The organism is Enterobacter cloacae complex sp. IR5403 (genome assembly GCF_049238705.1).
Taxonomy (GTDB): Bacteria; Pseudomonadota; Gammaproteobacteria; order Enterobacterales; family Enterobacteriaceae; genus Enterobacter; species Enterobacter hormaechei_C.
This window is the reverse complement of record NZ_JBMKHP010000005.1, coordinates 165,657-185,403: the sequence shown is the minus strand read 5'-3', so window position 1 is coordinate 185,403 and position 19,747 is coordinate 165,657. Positions and strand designations below refer to the sequence as shown.

General features: G+C 56.2%; 22 protein-coding genes. 9 read left to right on the top strand and 13 right to left on the bottom strand.

Features of this window, described 5'->3' with window-relative positions; all coding sequences use genetic code 11:
• The first annotated feature begins 11 nt into the window (after positions 1 to 11).
• From ACOTW6_RS09665 to coaD, 4 genes are all read left to right on the top strand, one after another.
• On the top strand, positions 12 to 1,001 hold the full coding sequence (locus ACOTW6_RS09665) for a glycosyltransferase (protein ID WP_047733240.1): 990 nt from the start codon (positions 12 to 14) through the stop codon (positions 999 to 1,001).
• A gap of 66 nt (positions 1,002 to 1,067) precedes the next feature.
• Entirely contained in the window at positions 1,068 to 2,342 is a 1,275-nt protein-coding gene (gene waaA / locus ACOTW6_RS09660; RefSeq protein WP_003860874.1) for a lipid IV(A) 3-deoxy-D-manno-octulosonic acid transferase, read from the top strand.
• On the top strand, positions 2,342 to 3,112 hold the full coding sequence (locus ACOTW6_RS09655) for a glycosyltransferase family 2 protein (protein ID WP_062933121.1): 771 nt from the start codon (positions 2,342 to 2,344) through the stop codon (positions 3,110 to 3,112). The genes waaA and ACOTW6_RS09655 overlap by 1 nt, the downstream gene beginning before the upstream one ends.
• 3 nt (positions 3,113 to 3,115) lie before the next feature.
• Positions 3,116 to 3,595, top strand: a complete 480-nt coding sequence (coaD, locus tag ACOTW6_RS09650) for a pantetheine-phosphate adenylyltransferase (RefSeq protein ID WP_015570040.1) — start codon at positions 3,116 to 3,118, stop codon at positions 3,593 to 3,595.
• A gap of 2 nt (positions 3,596 to 3,597) precedes the next feature.
• Here the strand turns inward: coaD and mutM are convergent, their stop codons facing one another.
• The 4 genes from mutM to radC all read right to left on the bottom strand — a co-directional run bounded on the left by mutM (position 3,598) and on the right by radC (position 5,789).
• Positions 3,598 to 4,407: a bifunctional DNA-formamidopyrimidine glycosylase/DNA-(apurinic or apyrimidinic site) lyase gene (mutM, locus tag ACOTW6_RS09645; protein ID WP_003860879.1), complete on the bottom strand. Its 810-nt coding sequence runs from the start codon at positions 4,405 to 4,407 to the stop codon at positions 3,598 to 3,600.
• Positions 4,408 to 4,479: 72 nt separating this feature from the next.
• Positions 4,480 to 4,647: a 50S ribosomal protein L33 gene (rpmG, locus tag ACOTW6_RS09640; RefSeq protein ID WP_003024094.1), complete on the bottom strand. Its 168-nt coding sequence runs from the start codon at positions 4,645 to 4,647 to the stop codon at positions 4,480 to 4,482.
• A gap of 22 nt (positions 4,648 to 4,669) precedes the next feature.
• Positions 4,670 to 4,906, bottom strand: a complete 237-nt coding sequence (rpmB, locus tag ACOTW6_RS09635; RefSeq protein WP_002436699.1) for a 50S ribosomal protein L28 — start codon at positions 4,904 to 4,906, stop codon at positions 4,670 to 4,672.
• 217 nt (positions 4,907 to 5,123) lie between these two features.
• Positions 5,124 to 5,789: a RadC family protein gene (radC, locus tag ACOTW6_RS09630; protein WP_006812419.1), complete on the bottom strand. Its 666-nt coding sequence runs from the start codon at positions 5,787 to 5,789 to the stop codon at positions 5,124 to 5,126.
• A 173-nt stretch (positions 5,790 to 5,962) separates the two neighbouring features.
• Between radC and coaBC the strand changes: the two genes are divergently transcribed.
• The 3 genes from coaBC to slmA all read left to right on the top strand — a co-directional run bounded on the left by coaBC (position 5,963) and on the right by slmA (position 8,328).
• Entirely contained in the window at positions 5,963 to 7,174 is a 1,212-nt protein-coding gene (gene coaBC, locus ACOTW6_RS09625; RefSeq protein ID WP_176691877.1) for a bifunctional phosphopantothenoylcysteine decarboxylase/phosphopantothenate--cysteine ligase CoaBC, read from the top strand.
• Positions 7,152 to 7,610, top strand: coding sequence for a dUTP diphosphatase (gene dut / locus ACOTW6_RS09620; RefSeq protein ID WP_163324087.1), 459 nt, complete (start codon positions 7,152 to 7,154; stop codon positions 7,608 to 7,610). Before coaBC ends, dut begins: the two co-directional genes overlap by 23 nt.
• 121 nt (positions 7,611 to 7,731) lie before the next feature.
• Entirely contained in the window at positions 7,732 to 8,328 is a 597-nt protein-coding gene (slmA, locus tag ACOTW6_RS09615; RefSeq protein ID WP_003860901.1) for a nucleoid occlusion factor SlmA, read from the top strand.
• 82 nt (positions 8,329 to 8,410) lie between these two features.
• Here the strand turns inward: slmA and pyrE are convergent, their stop codons facing one another.
• Together pyrE and rph are read right to left on the bottom strand one after the other, a co-directional pair.
• Positions 8,411 to 9,052 (bottom strand): orotate phosphoribosyltransferase, encoded by a 642-nt coding sequence (gene pyrE / locus ACOTW6_RS09610; RefSeq protein WP_017383621.1) that lies wholly within the window; start codon positions 9,050 to 9,052, stop codon positions 8,411 to 8,413.
• 66 nt (positions 9,053 to 9,118) lie between these two features.
• Complete coding sequence (gene rph, locus ACOTW6_RS09605; protein ID WP_015570044.1) at positions 9,119 to 9,835, bottom strand: ribonuclease PH; 717 nt, start codon at positions 9,833 to 9,835, stop codon at positions 9,119 to 9,121.
• A gap of 125 nt (positions 9,836 to 9,960) precedes the next feature.
• On the opposite strand from rph, the gene ACOTW6_RS09600 reads away from it, so the two are divergent.
• Complete coding sequence (locus ACOTW6_RS09600; RefSeq protein ID WP_121478475.1) at positions 9,961 to 10,824, top strand: YicC/YloC family endoribonuclease; 864 nt, start codon at positions 9,961 to 9,963, stop codon at positions 10,822 to 10,824.
• Positions 10,825 to 11,030: 206 nt separating this feature from the next.
• A complete protein-coding gene (locus tag ACOTW6_RS09595) occupies positions 11,031 to 11,648 on the top strand; it encodes a trimeric intracellular cation channel family protein (protein WP_015570045.1) in 618 nt (205 codons plus the stop codon).
• 26 nt (positions 11,649 to 11,674) lie between these two features.
• Here ACOTW6_RS09595 and etk read toward each other — a convergent pair whose 3' ends face one another.
• From etk to ACOTW6_RS09560, 7 genes are all read right to left on the bottom strand, one after another.
• Positions 11,675 to 13,852, bottom strand: a complete 2,178-nt coding sequence (etk, locus tag ACOTW6_RS09590) for a tyrosine-protein kinase (RefSeq protein WP_121478474.1) — start codon at positions 13,850 to 13,852, stop codon at positions 11,675 to 11,677.
• A 22-nt stretch (positions 13,853 to 13,874) separates the two neighbouring features.
• On the bottom strand, positions 13,875 to 14,318 hold the full coding sequence (locus tag ACOTW6_RS09585; RefSeq protein WP_023302880.1) for a phosphotyrosine protein phosphatase: 444 nt from the start codon (positions 14,316 to 14,318) through the stop codon (positions 13,875 to 13,877).
• The gene (locus ACOTW6_RS09580; RefSeq protein ID WP_121478473.1) at positions 14,306 to 15,439 is read right to left on the bottom strand and encodes a polysaccharide export protein; all 1,134 of its coding nucleotides are present in this window, start codon (positions 15,437 to 15,439) and stop codon (positions 14,306 to 14,308) included. The genes ACOTW6_RS09585 and ACOTW6_RS09580 overlap by 13 nt, the downstream gene beginning before the upstream one ends.
• A gap of 43 nt (positions 15,440 to 15,482) precedes the next feature.
• Complete coding sequence (locus ACOTW6_RS09575; RefSeq protein WP_121478472.1) at positions 15,483 to 17,576, bottom strand: YjbH domain-containing protein; 2,094 nt, start codon at positions 17,574 to 17,576, stop codon at positions 15,483 to 15,485.
• A complete protein-coding gene (locus ACOTW6_RS09570) occupies positions 17,576 to 18,313 on the bottom strand; it encodes a capsule biosynthesis GfcC family protein (protein ID WP_239507214.1) in 738 nt (245 codons plus the stop codon). Before ACOTW6_RS09570 ends, ACOTW6_RS09575 begins: the two co-directional genes overlap by 1 nt.
• Positions 18,310 to 18,954 (bottom strand): YjbF family lipoprotein, encoded by a 645-nt coding sequence (locus ACOTW6_RS09565; RefSeq protein ID WP_121478470.1) that lies wholly within the window; start codon positions 18,952 to 18,954, stop codon positions 18,310 to 18,312. The genes ACOTW6_RS09570 and ACOTW6_RS09565 overlap by 4 nt, the downstream gene beginning before the upstream one ends.
• Before the next feature lie 115 nt (positions 18,955 to 19,069).
• Positions 19,070 to 19,366 carry a hypothetical protein gene (locus tag ACOTW6_RS09560; RefSeq protein ID WP_017383628.1) on the bottom strand — a complete coding sequence of 99 codons (297 nt, stop codon included), beginning with the start codon at positions 19,364 to 19,366 and terminating at the stop codon, positions 19,070 to 19,072.
• Positions 19,367 to 19,747 lie beyond the last annotated feature (381 nt).

The window sequence follows — 19,747 nt, the reverse complement described above, 5'->3', positions numbered from 1 at the left end:
TCAGGTTTCATATGCAAAATTCAGCGCCTTTATTAAGCGTGGTGGTTGCCGTTTATAACGGTGAAGCTTTTCTCGATCAGTTCTTTACCTGCCTTGTAAATCAACACATCGACAGTGTGGAAGTCATCATCGTGAATGACGGCTCCACTGACCGCTCGATGCAGATTGTCGAAAAATGGCGCGAAAAGCTGCCACAGATGCAGGTTATTGAACAACCTAATCAGGGCGTGTCCATCGCGCGTAATACTGGCCTGGCCGTTGCGACCGGGCAGTATCTCTCTTTCCCGGATATTGATGATGTCTTCAAACCCGGCATGTACCAGCGTCTGCTGGATATGGCCGTCACGCAGAATCTGGATGTCGCCACCTGCAATGGCAACTACGTCTGGGAAAATAACAAAAAACCGTCTCGCCCTATCTTCCCTGAAGATAAGCTCGCCTCAACGGGCGTCATGAATGGCGCGGCATGGTTAAAAAAGGCGCTGGATTCACGTAAGTTCCTGCATGTGACCTGGCTGAATATCTATCGTCACGATTTTATTCGTCAGCACGGCTTCCGTTTCGAGCCAGGCCTGCGCCATCAGGATATCCCGTGGACGACTGAGGTGCTGCTTGCCGCGGAACGCGTTCAGTACACCAGCGAACGCTTTTACGACTACTACATTCACTCCGCCTCGGTATCGCACACCCCGGATAATGACGACACGCTGATTCGCTCTGCGCGCCATTACATGAAGATCCTGAAGATGCTTGATGCCATTAACCAGCGCTACCCGGATAAAGTGAAAAATATCCCGGCCTGTTACTGGCAAATCGCTAAAGAGGGTCTGGGAATTATTCATACCTTCGACAACATGAAGGATGAGGCGAAGAAATCAATGATAATCAAAGAGTTCTTCGACACCGGGATCTGGAAGCTCATCTGGAAAAGTGCCAAAAGCCCGCGTTTGCGCTGGCGCCTGGGCCGACGCTACTTCCGTTTAAAACGGTATCTGGCATAAGAGATAGCTTTAGCACGCTTAAATGCTTAGAATTTCCCGGCCGAAACTAAAAAAACGGATAATCGCTTGGAATTGTTGTATACCGCCCTGCTCTACATCATTCAGCCACTGGTGTGGCTGCGACTGTTGCTTCGTAGCCGTAAAGCGCCTGCGTACCGTAAACGCTGGGCCGAACGTTATGGCTACTGCCGCAATAAAGTGGCGCCGGACGGTATTCTGCTGCATTCCGTGTCAGTCGGGGAAACGCTGGCCGCCATTCCACTGGTGCGTGCCTTGCGCCACCGTTATCCGTCACTGCCCATCACCGTCACCACGATGACGCCAACCGGCTCAGAGCGCGTGATGTCTGCCTTCGGTAAAGACGTGCATCACGTCTACCTGCCGTACGATCTCCCCTGCGCCATGAACCGTTTCCTGAATACCGTGCGCCCTAAACTGGTGATCGTCATGGAAACCGAGCTCTGGCCGAATATGATTTCCGCCCTGCATGCCCGTAAAATTCCTTTGGTTATCGCCAACGCGCGTCTGTCGGAACGCTCGGCGAAAGGGTACGGCAAGCTGGGTAAATTTATGCGTCGCCTGCTCAGCAAAATCACGCTGATCGCCGCGCAGAACGAAGAAGATGCCGCGCGCTTTATCGCCCTCGGCCTGAAGCGCAACCAGCTTGCGGTCACGGGTAGCCTGAAGTTCGATATTTCCGTCACCCCTGAACTCGCCGCCCGTGCGGTAACACTGCGTCGTCAGTGGGCGCCGCGTCGCCAGGTCTGGATTGCCACCAGCACCCATGACGGCGAAGAAGCCATTATTCTTCAGGCTCACCGTCAGCTGCTGGAAAAATTCCCTGATTTACTGCTGATTCTGGTTCCTCGCCATCCTGAGCGTTTTAAAGATGCCCGCGAGATGGTGCAAAAAGGCGGTTTCAGCTTCACCCTGCGCAGCAGCGGCGAAATTCCCTCTGGCAGCACGCAGGTGGTGATTGGCGATACGATGGGCGAACTGATGCTGCTGTACGGGATCGCCGATCTTGCTTTCGTTGGCGGAAGCCTGGTGGAGCGCGGTGGTCATAACCCGCTGGAGCCGGCAGCCCACGCCATTCCCGTGCTGATGGGGCCACACACGTTTAACTTCAAAGATATCTGCGCGAAATTGCAGCAAGCCGATGGCTTAATCACCGTGACCGACGCGGATTCGGTGGTCAAAGAGGTCTCTACCCTTCTGACTGACGAAGATTACCGCCTGTGGTACGGTCGTCACGCCGTTGAAGTCCTGCATCAGAACCAGGGGGCGCTGACCCGTCTGCTGCAACTTCTGCAACCTTACCTGCCGCAGCGGAGCCACTAATGTCAACGCGTCTGTCGGTCGTGATGATCGCCAAAAACGCCGCCGACCTGCTTCCGGATTGCCTGGCCTCTGTTGCCTGGGCTGACGAAATCGTCATTCTCGACTCCGGAAGTACGGACAATACGGCGGACGTTGCCCGTGCAGCCGGGGCAAAAGTCTTTACCGACACCGACTGGCAGGGCTACGGTATTCAGCGTCAGCGTGCGCAGGGTTACGCCACGGGCGATTACGTGTTGATGATCGACACCGATGAGCGCGTCACCCCGGAACTCCGACAGGCCATTCAAACGGTGCTTGCCGCGCCACAGCCTGGCGCGGTCTACAGTATCGCGCGTCGTAACTATTTCCTGGGCCGCTTTATGCGCCACAGCGGCTGGTACCCCGACCGCGTGATGCGCCTCTATGTGCGCGAGCGTTATCAGTACAACGATAACCTGGTCCATGAATCTCTGGCCTGCGATGGCGCTCAGATCATCCCCCTGACGGGCGATCTGCTTCATCTGACCTGCCGCGATTTCGCCAGCTTCCAGCGCAAACAGCTGAACTATGCCACCGCCTGGGCGCAGGAGCGGCATGCGCGCGGCAAGAAGGCCACGCTGACCGGCATCTTCACCCACACGCTGGGCGCGTTTCTGAAAACGCTGCTGCTGCGTGGCGGCGTGCTGGACGGCAAACAGGGCTGGTTACTGGCCGTAGTGAATGCCCAGTATACTTTCAACAAATACACCGAGCTGTGGGCGCTGAACCGCGGCTACTCAGAGAAAACGTGAGCCATGAGCACAAAAGCGATTTATCCGGGTACCTTCGATCCGATCACTAACGGTCATCTTGATATCATCACCCGTGCGGCCTGTATGTTCGACAAGGTGATTCTGGCCATTGCCGCCAGCCCGAGCAAAAAGCCGATGTTCGACCTGAACGAACGCGTGCAGCTTGCCACCGATGCGATTTCGCATCTGTCGAATGTTGAGGTCGTCGGATTCAGCGACTTGATGGCAAACTTTGCCCGTGACCGGCAGGCCAATATCCTGATCCGCGGTCTTCGCGCGGTAGCAGACTTCGAATATGAAATGCAGCTGGCACACATGAACCGCCATCTTATGCCGGAGCTGGAGAGCGTATTCCTGATGCCCTCCAAAGAGTGGTCCTTCATCTCTTCTTCGCTGGTGAAAGAGGTGGCGCGCCATCACGGGGACGTTACCCACTTTCTGCCGGTTAACGTCCACCAGGCGTTGATGGAAAAGCTAAAGTAACCCTACTTCTGGCACTGACGGCAGTAAAACGTGGCGCGCTGAGCGTGCTTCGTGGCAATAATCGGCGTCCCGCAGGCTCTGCACGGCTCACCCTTACGGCCATAAACCTGCAACTCCTGCGCAAAATAGCCCGGCTTCCCGTCGCTTTGCAGGAAATCCTTCAGCGTCGTCCCGCCCTGCTCAATTGAGCGCAGCAGTACCGCTTTAATTACTCTGACCAGCAGCTCGCACTCCTGCGCCGACAGCGAGGAGGCCAGCCGATCGGGATGGATCCCGGCGGCAAACAACGATTCGCTGGCATAGATATTCCCCACCCCCACCACCAGCTTGTTATCCATCAGCCAGGGTTTAATCGGGGTTTTCTTTTTCGCGCACTTCTCTTTGAGATAATCCGCGTTAAACGCCTCTGACAGCGGCTCAGGTCCGAGATGCGCCAGCACGTTGTGTCCTTCCAGCTCTTTGGTCCACAGCCATGCGCCAAAGCGACGCGGGTCGGTGTAACGCAGCACTTTGCCGTTACTCATCACCAGATCAACGTGGTCGTGCTTTTCCGCAGGCAACTCTTCGGTGAGGATGCGCAGGCTTCCCGACATGCCCAGATGGATAATGATCCAGCCGTCAGGTAGCTCCAGCAGCAGGTATTTCGCGCGGCGCTGTACGCTCAGGACAGGTTTGTCGCTTAACGCGTGGATCTCATCGGACACCGGCCAGCGCAGACGCCCGTTGCGAACGACAGCATGAAGAATAGTCGCGCCAACCAGATGGGGCTCAATGCCGCGGCGGCTGGTCTCTACCTCAGGTAATTCAGGCATGGTTCCTCCGTTGAGATGCAGAATGCAAAAAACCCCGCAGTTGCGGGGTTTTTCAATACAAGGAGACTAAAATTATTTGATTTTAGCTTCTTTGTACAGTACGTGCTGGCGTACAACTGGATCGAATTTTTTCAGTTCCAGTTTTTCCGGCTTAGTACGTTTGTTCTTCGTGGTGGTGTAGAAGTGACCTGTACCAGCAGAAGAAACCAGCTTGATTTTCTCGCGAATACCTTTAGCCATGATTTATTTCCTCTTTAAGTACTTAGTACTTTTCGCCACGGGCACGCAGTTCGGACAGAACTGTATCGATGCCTTTCTTATCGATTACACGCATACCTTTAGCAGATACGCGCAGGGTGACAAAACGCTTCTCGCTCTCAACCCAGAAACGGTGAGAGTGCAGGTTCGGCAGGAAACGGCGTTTAGTCGCGTTCAGTGCGTGGGAACGGTTGTTACCGGTCACCGGACGCTTGCCAGTAACTTGGCAGACTCGGGACATGTCTATTCTCCAAAAATCAAATTAGCTCGAGCTTCGTATGGGGTATCGGCGCCTCGTCAGGCTTTACAGCCCGGTCATCGCATAGTTCTATTGAACTCTCGATTGCCAGGCCCAAATGCCAAACCCGAGATTCTCAAAGGTGGCGTAGTATACGCTGACTCGGCGGTGTGCTCAAGTCCCGAACAGACAAAGATCCCGATGGATCGCGAGAAAAGGCCTAAATCCAGCCACGTTCGGCAAAAGAAATGTACTCTCCGCGGCCAATTATCAGATGGTCCAGCACACGAATGTCCATGAATTGACAGCATTTGATAATACGTTCGGTAATTGCTTTGTCAGCTCTGCTTGGTTCTGCACAGCCAGAGGGGTGATTATGCGCGAGGATCACGCCGGCTGCATTCACTTTTATCGCTTCCCGCACAATTTCACGCGGATGCACCTCAACGTGGCTCAATGTTCCCGAAAAAAGGCGGGTATGTTTCAGTACCCGGTTTTTGTTGTCGAGAAAGATCACCATAAAGATCTCCCGCTCCAGATCGGAGAGCTGGCTTTGCAGAAATTCGCGAGTCATGTCGGGGGTGAGGATCGGGTCTTCCTCCTCCATACGCACGTTGTAAAATCGCCGGGCTAGCTCGGCAATGCCCCGTAACTGGGCATATTTCGCCACGCCAATGCCCTCAACGTGCGTAAACGCCTCCAGCTCAGCGGTCAGCAATCCATACAGTGAACCGAAATGGTCTATCAGCTCTTTCGCCAGCGTAAATACCGTTTTCCCCGGCGTGCCTGTGCGTAAAAAGAGCGCCAGCAGCTCGTCGTCCTTTAACAACGTGACGCCATGACGCAGCATTTTTTCACGCGGTAGCAGCAGTTCAGTCTCTTCCATGCCCGGCCTCCTTCTGTTTGCCATTATGCTGCCACAGGCAAATTCGGGGCTCGACGCTGACGTTTCGTTCTTGCGTAACGCCTCGCAAAGTGAATTAAGGACATCATCACCCCGTTTTAGGGATTGTGATAAAATGCCCGCTCTCTGGTGAAACCCAACAGGAAAGAATCATGATGAGCCTGGCCGGTAAAAAAATCGTTCTTGGCGTCAGCGGCGGTATTGCTGCCTATAAAACGCCAGACCTGGTGCGCCGTTTGCGCGAGCGCGGGGCCGACGTACGGGTCGCGATCACCGAAGGCGGCAAAGCCTTTATCACCCCGCTGAGCCTGCAAGCCGTCTCGGGATACCCGGTATCCGACAGCCTGCTCGACCCGGCAGCCGAAGCCGCAATGGGCCACATTGAGCTGGGGAAATGGGCCGATCTGGTTATCCTTGCACCCGCCACGGCAGATTTAATTGCCCGCGTGGCAGCCGGTATGGCGAACGATCTGGTAACGACCATTTGCCTCGCTACGCCTGCGCCCGTCGCGGTTGTGCCCGCAATGAACCAGCAGATGTACCGCAACGCCGCTACCCAGCATAATCTGGACACGCTGGCCTCGCGCGGCCTGCTGATTTGGGGACCGGACAGCGGCAGCCAGGCCTGCGGCGACGTTGGGCCAGGGCGTATGCTCGACCCATTGACGATTGTTGATATGGCCGCCGCCCATTTCTCGCCTGTCAACGATCTGCAACATCTCAACATCATGATTACTGCGGGCCCCACGCGCGAGCCGCTGGATCCGGTGCGTTACATCACCAACCACAGCTCCGGCAAAATGGGCTTTGCGATTGCTGCCGCGGCAGCCAAACGCGGCGCGAACGTCACGCTGGTGAGCGGCCCGGTGTCGCTTACCACCCCTGCGTTTGTGCAGCGTATTGATGTAACGACCGCGCTGGAAATGGAAGCCGCCGTACAGGCACATGCTCAACAGCAGCATATTTTTATCGGCTGTGCGGCCGTCGCTGATTACCGCGCCGAAACCATTGCCGACGCCAAAATTAAAAAGCAAGGCGATGAATTAACAATAAAAATGGTGAAGAACCCGGATATCGTTGCCGGTGTCGCCGCATTGAAAACTCATCGTCCTTACGTTGTTGGGTTTGCCGCAGAAACGAATAATGTGGAAGAATATGCCCGGCAAAAACGTACCCGCAAAAACCTCGATTTGATTTGCGCGAACGACGTATCGCTGTCCACGCAAGGATTTAACAGCGACAGCAACGCATTGCACCTTTTCTGGCAGGATGGAGATAAAGTCTTACCGCTTGAGCACAAAGAACTCCTGGGCCAACAATTACTGGACGAGATCGTTACCCGTTATGATGAAAAAAATCGACGTTAAGATTCTGGACCCGCGCGTTGGCGAGCAATTTCCGCTGCCAACGTATGCCACCTCCGGCTCTGCCGGTCTTGACCTGCGCGCCTGTCTCGATGACGCCGTAGAACTGGCGCCGGGTGCAACGACCCTGATCCCGACCGGGCTGGCGATTCACATTGCTGACCCGTCACTGGCAGCGGTGATCCTGCCGCGCTCTGGCCTGGGCCATAAGCATGGCATCGTGCTGGGTAACCTGGTAGGCCTGATCGACTCTGACTATCAGGGTCAGCTGATGGTATCCGTCTGGAACCGTGGCCAGGACAGCTTCACCATTGAGCCGGGCGAGCGTATCGCGCAGATGGTGTTTGTACCGGTGGTGCAGGCAGAATTTAACCTGGTGGCAGACTTCGATGCTACCGACCGTGGCGAAGGCGGCTTCGGCCATTCCGGGCGCAAATAACTGCCCGACAAACACGCATCTCACAGCGCCATAATGCAATAACAAACCGCAAACGTCAGTTTGCGGGTCGCTGTGTGGTTGCCAGCCTGACAAGTGCTTATTTTCAGGGGTATTTTGTAACATGGCAGAAAAACAAACCGCGAAAAGGAATCGTCGCGAAGAAATACTTCAATCTCTGGCTCTGATGCTTGAATCCAGCGACGGCAGTCAACGCATCACCACCGCAAAGCTGGCGGCCTCTGTGGGCGTGTCAGAGGCGGCGCTGTATCGTCATTTCCCGAGCAAAACCCGGATGTTTGACAGCCTGATCGAGTTTATCGAAGACAGCCTGATCACGCGCATCAACCTGATTCTGAAGGATGAAAAAGATACCAGCACGCGTCTGCGTCTGATTGTGCTGCTGATTCTGGGCTTTGGTGAACGTAACCCGGGTCTGACCCGTATTCTGACCGGCCACGCGCTGATGTTTGAACAGGATCGTCTGCAAGGCCGTATAAACCAGCTTTTTGAGCGTATCGAAGCCCAGCTGCGTCAGGTTCTGCGCGAGAAGAAAATGCGGGAAGGCGAGGGATATAATACGGATGAGACCCTGCTGGCAAGCCAGATCCTGGCATTTTGCGAAGGGATGCTCTCCCGGTTTGTGCGCAGCGAGTTTAAATATCGACCAACAGACGATTTTGACGCCCGCTGGCCGTTAGTGGCTGCTCAGTTGCAGTAACGCCATCGCCGGATGGCGGCTTCGCCTTATCCGGCCTACGAACGGGTAGGCCCGGTAAGCGTAGCGCCACCAGGCAATTGAATTATACGCCAAACTCTTCGCGATACGCTTTTACCGCTGCCAGATGATCCGCCATCTCAGGCTTCTCTTCCAGATACGCAATCAGGTCTTTCAGCGTGATAATCGACGTGACCTTGCAGCCATAATCGCGCTCCACTTCCTGAATAGCAGAGATGTCGCCGCGCCCGCGCTCCTGACGATCAAGCGAAATCAGCACACCCGCAAGCGTTGCGCCGTTAGCCTGGATAATCTCCATCGATTCACGGATCGCGGTACCTGCGGTGATCACGTCATCCACCAGCATCACACGCCCCTGCAATGCACTGCCTACCAGATTGCCGCCTTCACCGTGGGTTTTGGCCTCTTTACGGTTAAAACAGTACGGTACGTCGCGGTCATGGTGTTCCGCCAGCGCCACCGCCGTGGTGGTTGCAATTGGAATGCCTTTGTACGCGGGGCCAAACAGCAGGTCGAAATCAATCCCGGAATCCACCAGCGCTTCGGCATAGAAACGGCCTAACAGTGCCAGGTCGCGCCCGGTATTAAACAGTCCGGCGTTGAAGAAATACGGACTTTTACGCCCGGATTTCAGCGTGAACTCGCCAAACTTAAGTACCTGCTTGTTAAGCGCAAACTCAATAAACTGGCGCTGATACGATTTCATGGATTTGCTCCTTTGTCTTTTCAGTCTTACAGGCAAAAAAAAGGCGACTCATTGGTCGCCTTAAAATCAATTTTCTAACGCCGCTTTCTGCGTCGCTACAATAGATTCGATACCCCCTCGGGCCAACGCCAGCAAGGTGAGCAGTTCTTCGTGGGTGAATGGCTCGCCTTCTGCCGTACCCTGCACTTCAATGATGCGACCATCTTCGGTCATCACCACGTTCATGTCGGTTTCTGCGGCAGAATCTTCAACGTATTCCAGATCGCAAAGCGCTTCGCCGTTAACGATACCAACGGAGACAGCAGCAACCATCCCTTTCATTGGGTTGGTTTTCAGCTTACCGGCGGCAACCAGCTTGTTCAGGGCGTCTGCCAGCGCCACACAGGCACCGGTAATAGAGGCCGTACGCGTGCCACCATCGGCCTGGATCACGTCGCAGTCCAGCGTGATGGTGAACTCACCCAGCGTTTTCAGGTCAACCGCGGCGCGGAGCGCACGCGCGATCAGGCGCTGGATCTCCATAGTACGGCCGCCCTGCTTACCTTTTGCCGCTTCACGGGCATTACGGGTATGGGTTGCGCGCGGCAACATACCGTATTCGGCGGTGATCCACCCCTGGCCCTGACCTTTCAGGAAGCGAGGCACGCCCTCTTCAATGGACGCGGTGCAAAGCACTTTGGTGTCACCAAACTCAACCAGCACGGAGCCTTCAGCGTGTTTTGTATAGTTACGGGTCAGGGTGACGGGACGCACCTGGTTGGCGCTACGACCTGCTGGACGCATGATGGATTCTCCGGCTTGAAACGAATGTGGCTGCGCATTATACGGATAAAGGACGCTTATTCCTATCCTGAGAAGCCCCTGAAAGCTATAATCCCCCCATCTCTCCTTTAAAAACGGGAATGTCTATGATCCGCAGTATGACCGCCTACGCCCGGCGTGAAATCAAGGGTAGCTGGGGTAGCGCTACCTGGGAAATGCGCTCGGTAAACCAGCGCTATCTGGAAACGTATTTCCGTATGCCGGAACAGTTCCGCAGCCTGGAGCCTGTGGTGCGTGAGCGTATCCGTACGCGTCTGACCCGCGGGAAAGTGGAATGTAATTTGCGTTTTGAGCCCGATGCCAGCGCACAGGGCGAACTGATCCTGAACGAAAAACTGGCGAAACAGCTGGTTAATGCGGCGAACTGGGTCAAAATGCAGAGCGATGAAGGCGAGATCAACCCGGTTGATATTCTGCGCTGGCCAGGCGTGATGGCCGCCGGAGAGCAGGATCTGGACGCGATTACCGCTGAAATCCTGGCTGCACTCGACGGCACGCTGGACGACTTTATCGTTGCCCGCGAAACCGAAGGCCAGTCGCTGAAAGCGATGATTGAGCAACGCCTTGAGGGCGTGAGCGCCGAAGTCGCTAAAGTGCGCGCTCATATGCCAGAAGTGCTGCAATGGCAGCGTGAGCGTCTTGTCGCCAAACTGGAAGAGGCGGAAGTTCAGCTGGAAAACAACCGTCTGGAACAAGAGCTGGTGCTGATGGCGCAGCGTGTGGACGTGGCTGAAGAGCTGGATCGTCTGGAAGCGCACGTTAAAGAGACCTACAACATTCTGAAGAAGAAAGAAGCGGTAGGCCGCCGTCTCGACTTTATGATGCAGGAGTTCAACCGCGAGTCGAACACGCTGGCGTCTAAGTCTATCAATGCAGAGGTAACCAATTCAGCGATTGAGCTGAAGGTCCTGATTGAGCAGATGCGCGAGCAGATCCAGAATATCGAGTAATTCCTTTCAGGGTGGTGTTGCCTCGCACCACCCATTACTTTTTCTAATCCTTATTTAGCCTTACTTTCTTTTCCTCCCGCCGTATCACAAGCCTGCCTGGCATGCGTTGATAAATTTCTGTAGGGCAAATCCCCTCGCCTTAGAAAATCTCAATCGTGATCTTCCGCACAAATCGCTAATCTCCTCCTCTTCATTCCGGAGGGTTTATGCTGCTTCACATTCTCTATCTTATTGGCATTACCGCAGAAGCCATGACCGGCGCGCTCGCTGCCGGACGTCGCCGTATGGACACCTTCGGCGTGATCATCATTGCCACAGCCACCGCGCTCGGCGGCGGGTCCGTGCGCGATATCCTGCTTGGCCATTATCCGCTCGGCTGGGTAAAAAACCCTGAGTACGTCATTATCGTGGCAACGGCAGCCGTGCTAACCACGATTGTGGCCCCGGTGATGCCTCATCTGCGCCGCGTGTTCCTGGTGCTGGATGCGCTTGGGCTGATTGTTTTTTCCATCATTGGCGCACAAATCGCTCTCGATATGGGTGAAGGCCCGGTTATCGCCACCATTGCTGCCGTGATCACGGGCGTGTTTGGCGGGGTGCTGCGGGATATGTTCTGCAAACGTATCCCGCTGGTTTTCCAGAAGGAACTGTATGCCGGCATCTCCTTTGCCGCGGCAGTGCTTTATGTCGCCTTGCAGCACTATGTCACCAGCCACGATGTGGTGGTTATCTCCACCCTGCTGTTTGGCTTCACCGCGCGTATGCTGGCATTGCGCCTGAAGCTGGGCCTGCCCGTTTTTCATTACAAACACAATGCGCATTAATGTCAGAGCGGGCAGGCGCCGGATAATCAGTTACTCGAATAGTTGTAACCGTAGTGATGATAGCCGTAGCCGTAAGCGTTGCTTGCCCGCTTAACGACGCCATTGAGAATCACCCCTTTGGTATTGACGCCACTCTGCTCCAGACGCTGTACGCAGACCAGCATCTCCTTCACGCTGTTCATCCCGAAGCGGGCGACCAGCAGCGTGGTGCCTGCGCGACGGCCGACAACCGCCGCGTCGGTGACCGCCAGGATCGGTGGCGTATCGATAATCACCAGATCGTAGCGTTCATTCGCCCAGTCCAGCAGCTGCTGGAAACGCGTATGCATCAGAAGCTCCGCCGGATTAGGGGGGATCTGCCCGCGCACGATGGTATCGAACCCGCCTTTATCGAAGGTCTGAACGCCCTGGGTATACTCCGCCTTACCGGACAACATCTCCGATAAGCCGCAGGTATTGTCGAGCTTAAACAGATCATGGGCATACCCGCGACGCATATCCGCATCAATATAGAGCACTTTCTGGCCCGCCTGCGCCACGACGGCCGCCAGGGTACTGCTGACAAAGGTTTTACCGCTGTCAGGCGTGGCGCCAGAGATCATCAGTATATTGTTCGCTGACTCCATCATCGCAAAATGCAGACTGGTGCGCAGGCCGCGAATCGCCTCCACGGAGAGATCGACCGGGTTATCCGCCGCCAGGAAGGGGATATGTTTGGTCTTATGGCGCAGCCCTGAGGACATAAAATCTTTTTTGCGCAAACGCATCTTTTTAGCCAGCCATTCCGACAGCGGTACGGTGGCATAGACGTTAATCCCGTGCTCCTCCAGCTGCTCCGGCGTTTCAATGCCCATACGCAGCATACTGCGCGCCAGGATCCAGCCCGCAGAGACGAACAGACCCAGGAGAACCCCCAGAACGACAACCAGCGCTTTTTTCGGCTTGACTGGCTGCGGCCGGGTCACGGCCGGATCGATAATGCGGACGTTACCAATTGCGCTCGACCGGGCGATGCTCAGCTCCTGTTCGCGGTTAAGCAGCTGCTGGTAGATAACGCGTCCCGACTCCACATCACGGCTCAGGCGCAACACCTCCTGCTGGGTTGACGGCATGGACGATACCCGTTTATTCAGGCGGTTTTTTTCCTGCTCCAGCGTCTGGCGTTTCTCAATCAGCGCCCGGTAGGTGGGGTGATCTTTTTTGTAGAGCTGCGAAATTTCCGCTTCCCGGAAGGTCAGTTCATTGAGCTGATTGTCCGCATTCACAATCTGCTCCAGCACCGCTTTTGCCTCCAGGTTAAGGTCAACGGAGTCGTTTTGCTGGCGATAGCGGTTGAGCTTCTCCTCGGCCTGGTCCAGCTCGCTGCGCACCTGCGGAAGCTGCTGCTTCAAAAATTGCAGGCTTTTCGCATCCTGCGCCGCCTGGCGAGCCACGTTCTGTTGTAAATAGTTATCGGCGATGCAGTTAAGCACGCGCGCCATCTCATCGGGATCTTCCCCCGTGATGGTCAGGCCAAGCATCCCACTGTCCTTGCTGCGCTCGCTCACGGAAAAACGCAGCTGTAGCGCGTCAATGGCCTCCAGCTCGCTCAGCTGTGTAATCGTAAATTGCGTACCCGGCTTCGCCTGGATATCGGCAATGGTAATGGCGATATTCGCCGCGCTCAGCGGCTGTCCCACGACGCCCTGTAAAGTCACGTTATCGCCTTCCAGCTGATAGTGGCCCTTCTCGCCGACGGTCAGCGTCAGCTTTTGCGCCCGACCCGCGACAGGGGGAAGATTGAGCATACTGACATCGACGATGCCAGGCTGTTGCCCGGTGAGCCGCGCCCAGCCGCGTCCGACAAGGGGAAAATAGTTTTCACTGACCTGCGTGCGCAGGTTCAGGTCATCAATCGTTTTACCGAGGATCATGCGCGACTGGAGAAGCTGAAGCTCCGGCGCCGACTCCGGCGAGGAGTCAGGGATGAACTCGCTAAGGTTACTGAGTAGCGCGTTGCCCTGCTTCTGTTCCACCTGTATCAGCGCATCGGCCTGATAAACCGGCGTGGCAAAGAGCGCATAAAGCAGTGCCGCCAGCGTGAACAGCGCGGTAAGGATGAGAATAAATTTTCGGTGGTCGAGCAGCTCACCCAACAGGCGCACCAGATCGATCTCGTTATTCGCGGCAGACGCATCATGGGCGTGAAGGTTATTTGTTGACATAAAACGTAACTATCCCGTGTGATTAACTGAGCCGTTTCGCCCATTCCAGACTGGCCTGCTCCAGCAGCCCATAAACATATTCAAATGCGTCCCGGTTTTTACGGTAGGGGTCCGGGATCTCTTTTCTGCCCGTCCAGTGACCAAAGAGCATCATTTTGCCGCGCGCCTCCGGTGCGATAGCCGTGACCTGCTCGATATGTTCCAGCTCCATCGCCAGAATCAGATCGTAATCGCGCACCATGGCGGGGGTGAGCCTGCGCGCCACGTGGCCCTCAAGCAGGGTGCCGCGTTCGGCGGCGATCTCTGTCGCCTGTGAATCGGCGGTGCGCCCTTCCAGGCCACAAATTCCCGCTGAATCGACCCGGGCGGTGGGAAGCAGCCGGCGCAGCAGCCGTTCCCCAATGGGAGAGCGGCAGATATTGCCGGTACAGATCACCAGGATGGCGTTAAACGTTAGTTTGGCCATGTTCTGATATATCTCCCTGTTTCAGTCAGGTCATGTACGCCGGTAATGGTCGGCACAAGCTGAGAGATCACGCGGTTCCAGCGCACCAGCGGCGCGGTGGTGACATAGACGATGTCGTAAGGATCAAGCTGAAATTCGGTGCTCAACACCATCGCGGTGGCATCCCGGGCGTTAAGCTGGTAGACGTTGGCGATTTTGCCGTTCTGCTTGCCCTGCAACGGACGAATCACAAAGATTCCGGTGGCGTCGGCCATATCCTGATTCACGCCCTGGGCATTACCCAGCGCTTCCGCCAGCGTCATGCCGCTACGGTCCATCTTCAGGGTGCTCTGTTTACCCACCTCGCCCATGACAAACACTTTCAGGTCGTCATTGCGGGGAATGAAGAGAATATCGCCCGGATAGAGGAGTTTGTTCTGGGTGAGATCGCCGCGCTGCATCAGCGCGTAGAGCGAAATGTGCGTGTCCTGGCCGTTGTGGGTCAGCACCACGTGGCGCCAGTCCGCCTCTGACGTCAGGCCGCCTGCCGCATTGATCGCATCCATTATCGTCAGCGGAATGTTGGTGATGGGCTGCTGGCCCGACTTAGCCACTTCGCCCGTCACGTAGGCTTTTTGCGAGCGGAACGCCGCGACGCTGACATCCACCTGCGGGCTCTCAATCACCGAGTCCAGCCGGGCGGCGATCTCATCGCGCACCTGGGCCAGCGTTTTGCCGACGACGCGAATTTTGCCGATATAGGGATAGAAGATCGTGCCATCGGCATTCACCCAGTTGCCCGTATCGCTGGCGCTACGGTACTGACCTGCGGGGGTGGTCAGCTCCGGGTGATCCCAGACGGTAACCATCAGCACGTCGCCGACGCCGATGCGATATTGGTAGTTCTGAAGCTGGCGATCCAGTTCAGGATTCGCGCGGGAGTCGACTTTGCCAGGCAGCAACTGCTCCACCAGCCCCGGCGTGAGCGGATAGACGTTGACCATCTTATTCAGATCGTAATTGCTGTCAGGCAGATCGATAATATCTTTGCCCTGGGTGCTAAGTCCCTGGCCCGGTACGATAGTACAACCGCTTAACGCCATCATAGCCAACGCAAGCACGGAAAATTTAACGTTTTTCATTCAGGAAAATCATCTGGTTAAGTAATGCCTGTTTCATCCGGTACTACTGCCCTACCGGGGTTTCGCGTTCTGACGTCATGTCATAGAGCTGATATTTGCGGCCTAACATCTGGCCGCCATCACGCGTGAGAGGCGTCCACGAGACCACCGCCCGGTTGCGATTTGGGCCGATCGTCATCAGATCAAGCGGGATCGAGATGTAGAAGCCTTTGCTAAAGCCACCTTCGCCATAATCCTCTTTCGAGACGTTGGTCAGCGCCGCCCAGACGCCTACCGTCACGCCGCTGTCAAATCGCTTCGCGACGTCGAGGGTGGCGCCTTTATCCTTCGCCAGGTACTGCCCGACGCTCAGCTTCATCAACACACTGTTGAGCTTCGCCGGGTTCCAGTAGGCGGTGATAAATCCGGTTGGCGCGCTGTAGTCGGTGAAGCGCATCATGTCGTCCCAGTCGCGCTGCTTGACGTAGTTCGCATCCACGCCCAGCGCCCAGTCGCTATCCAGCGGGCGCCAGAGCGCCTCTGCTCCCACGCCGCCGTACATGGTTTCGAGGTAGCCGCCATAAATCTGGGCATAGAAGCCGTGCCCCAGCGCATCGACATAGTTGGCCTGTAAGTTGTTGATGTAGACGTCATTGCTGACATAATCGCGAATATGGGTTCTGACGCGCGGCAGGCTGGAGTCGGCGGGAAGTAGCGAGGATTTGAACTTGTCATAGTTGTTATAGAGGTTGGCGAACACGCCGCCGTCGAGCAGCAGACGATCGGTCAGCCAGTAGCTGGCGCTGGCCATCACCCCCACCTGGAACATATAGAAATCTTCCGGACCGCCCAGCGACTGCGCCAGCGTCGGTTTGACGCTGTAGCTGAAGCGATCGGCGCGAATACGGTAGCCGTGCCCGAACGCTGTGGTATCCACAGGCTCGACGCGCTGCTGCCTGAGCGCCTCCTCCTGGCCGAGCGGCTGTCCCGCCAGCTGTTTGCGCAGGCTGGCGACATCGGTTTGCGTCGTGACCAGCGGCAGATGGTCACGCTGCTGGGTGATAGCGATCGTGTCGACCCCGTCGGGCAGGTTATTGATCAGAATACGGTTGGCGCGATCCACCGCTTCGCGCGGATCGCGATAGCGATACTGTTCGCCGGTCATGTATAAGGTATTGCCGTGCTGAAGGATCTCCGGCGCATCGAAGCCTGCGTTGTACTTAAGCGCGGTGAGCTGGTTTGCCGCCGAGGTATAGTCCAGCGTCTCGCCTGCCGATGCCGGTTGCCAGGCCGGTTTCGGGTTATCACGCAGCGCGGGGCGCAGATCGTTAAAGTTGGTCCGCAGGGTGAAGCCAAACATCAGCGTATTGCCGCGCTCGTAGCTGAGGTTGAGATCGGCCCAGTCGGCAACGCGATAGACCGCCCCCACGTTAATATGGCTCGACTGCTTAATGGAGCCGGCAAAATCATCGGCATAATTGTTGCCGTCATACTCGAGCTTCAGGCGCAGGGGCTGCCAGGGCGTCTGATACTGGAGGCCGCCAAACAGCGACGCCGGACCACGAAACATATCGCTAAAGCTGATATCTCCGGCATCATGCGACTCGCCGCGGGTGCAATACTTATTGTTGTCGTGGCAAAGCGGGTTGCCCACGTTGTCGCTATTACCGGGATATCCCCAGGCTATTCCAAAGGTAAAATCGACCGGTCCGGCCATTTTGCTGGCAACCAGATATTCACCGTCGAACAGGCCGGTACCCGCAATATCGCGCTTGCCGAGCGCCACCTGCGGCAGGCTATAGTCCTCTTCCCACAGACGAACCTTAAAGTCGAACGACTTATCCTTGTAGCTTTGATCGCCGCTGAAATCCTCGTCGCTGCTGTATTTACGGGTGCGGACGTCGGTATAACGAATTGTCCCTTCCAGCCACGGGAAGAGCACGACCGAAGAGGAGTAAAAACGGTACTGGTTGTTATCGCGGTAGTTGACGCTGAATTCCCCTTCCCGGCCAAAGCGCGCGTCAGGCATTTGCATCAGGCCGGTGCCGCCAAAGTCGGACTGTGAAGGTCCGGTCGGATCGGGCCAGGTACGCAGCTCCGCGTGGCAGGCAGAAGAGATCGCCAGAGCAAGGCCGCTCAGTAAAAAAAGTTTGTTCATCAGTCAGGTATCCGCCGCGTCAGGAGCGCAACGATTTGCTCATTCAGATCGGTAAAATCGTCCGGCACCGCCCGGGGATCAAACCCCACCCACAGAACAGCGCCCGGCTCTGCTTCAATATGGCGTGCATTCCAGTACGCCACTGGCGCAACAACCGTACTGCCATCAGGATCGATAACGGTCACGTGATTCCTGTCGGCGCCAGCCAGCCGCAGCTGCCCCTGTAAGTAATCCCTGATGCTTGCGCCCGGTCGCCAGGCCCGTTTCCCCGGCGTGGCGACCGCCCCCATCAGCGTGACGGTGCGGGGCGCAGGCGAGAGCCACAGATCGTAACGGCCCTCAAGGGAACGATCGCCGCGGGCGTCGGTACGCACGGCGTCTGGATCGAGGCTGACAAACTGCCGCCCGACGATCCGCAGGGAGCGGATCTGTGCAGCGACAGCGCGAATGGTCGCGATCCGCTCGTCATCGGCGCGATTCTGCCAGGCTGAAAGCGACGCCAGCACCTGCTGTTGCGTCTGTTGCGCGCGCCGCGTGGCGGAAGGGGTTGCGATGACAGCGCCCTGCCACCAGACGTTGCTCAGCTGCGGCTGGGTGACCAGCCGGGAGAGCGTATCAGCCGGTTCAGCAGACCACGTTTTGCCCGGCTGATGCACGGTAACGACGCTTGCGCATAAGGCGGGCAGGCTGAAGAGAGATAGCCCTACACCAGGTAACCATTTTCTGAGTCTGTTCATGGGGCGGGCTTCAACATCGTCATGGCGACAGGGAATACGCCCGCGCCGAGCATCTGTTCGCTCTGGCGTACCTGCCCGGTGGCGGAATCAATCCAGAAGGTGTTATGCCAGCGACGATCGAGGCCGTCGGCCTGCACCGTCTCCTGCCAGACCTGACAACGTAGCGTGTTTCCGGCAAGGGACAGGTTTTCAATCCCGCTCAGGGAGAAGCGCGAGGTCAGGTGTGCGGAGCGATACCGCCCCTCTTCCTGCCAGCGCACATCGCGCGACCACTGGCTGCCGTCGCGGAGCTGCGGCGTGTGGCGCAGCGGATCGTGCTCAAGGTTGGTTACCTCAAGCAGGTTATAAGGGAGCTTGAGCGTGTGGATAAGGCGACCGTTATGCGTGACGATCATTGCATTATCCTGCGATAACCATTTACTGTTTCCCTGTTCGATGTATCCGAGAACCACCAGGATCCTCGGGCCATTATCCAGACGCAGGTACATGGTTGAGTATGGGAGCGCCTGAATCTGCCCGTCCGTTACCGTCACATCCTGGCGCCCGTCCAGGCTGGCGTTAAAGGTCTCAATAATGCTCTGCTGGCTCGGCGTACACCCCTGGATCAGCAGAGTCATGATGAGCAGAATAAACAGTCTCACCAGAAATCCTTGATTAAATAACATTGAAATCAATTAAATACCCGGCTTTGCTGTCGCCACCGGGTCAAGTCGTTGCGCTGTTCAGCGCAAGGCGATATCGCCTTGCGCACCAGCCTTAGCGGGTAACTGTCGTCGTGGAAGTACCATTGCCTGAGTCATCGCCACTGTCGCTTGCCGCGACAACGGCTAACGTCGCTACGCCGGCAATCGCAGCGGTGGTGACAACAGCGGTTGTCCCAATCGCGCCTGCCGCCAGTCCTCCCGTAGTGCCAGCGGTAGTTCCCACCGTTGCTCCGGTTGTTGTACCGGTTGTTGCTGCGCTGGTGCTACCTGCTTCGGTGGTAGCGCCTATAGCAGGCAGGGCAGTCGCCAGCGTGAGTGCCGTCAGCACTGTACAAAGCGTCCTTTTCATTTTTGGTCCTCATTCAAATGAAGGAAAATATGAGCACCTGGAAACCAGGTCCCGGTTAACGGGCATAAAGCCCGGGGCTGAATTCCGGCCCGACAGGGACGGAAAATCATCCATGTAAAAGCCCTGGGCTCTGAACACCAGCGCATATAAACCGCCAGGATATATTTCGGTACCCTTAATTGCTTCAATTGGAGTTCAGATAGTTAACCCCCTCACGGGGCGCAAAAAGAAAGGAAAACGCAGAAGTGATGCGAAATGCACCCCAGCGGTAACTACCTTAAAAATTTTGGATAAGATAATTCTTATAATAATTTGACGCAATGATTTCCGGCAGAATAAATATGACCAATTGTTAACCAAGAAAAACTCAACATATTATTA